We start from the raw sequence: 244 nt of genomic DNA, 5'->3' as shown, positions 1-244 counted from the left end.
GACGGGGGAAGCGGAAGCGGATTTCGAAAAAGGCTACAAGGTCAATCTCGACGGCACACGGTTCCTGTTTGAAGCGATCCGGCTGGAAAGCGCCAAGGCACCTTATCGTCCGCGTGTGGTCTTCGCCTCCTCCATCGCCGTGTTCGGCACGCCCTTTCCCGACAAGATCGGCGACGAATTCTTCACCACGCCGCTCACCAGCTATGGCACGCAGAAGGCGATCTCCGAGCTGCTGCTGTCCGAC

At 60.2% G+C, this 244-nt stretch carries 1 protein-coding gene; it reads left to right on the top strand.

The annotated features are described in order from the left end of the window. On the top strand, window positions 1-244 hold a 244-nt coding region (locus Ga0451573_RS19495; protein ID WP_231685867.1), incomplete at both ends, for an NAD-dependent epimerase/dehydratase family protein.

This window comes from Phosphitispora fastidiosa, from assembly GCF_019008365.1.
In the GTDB taxonomy this organism is placed as follows: domain Bacteria; phylum Bacillota; class Thermincolia; order Thermincolales; family UBA2595; genus Phosphitispora; species Phosphitispora fastidiosa.
This window is presented reverse-complemented; position numbering and strand designations above follow the sequence as displayed.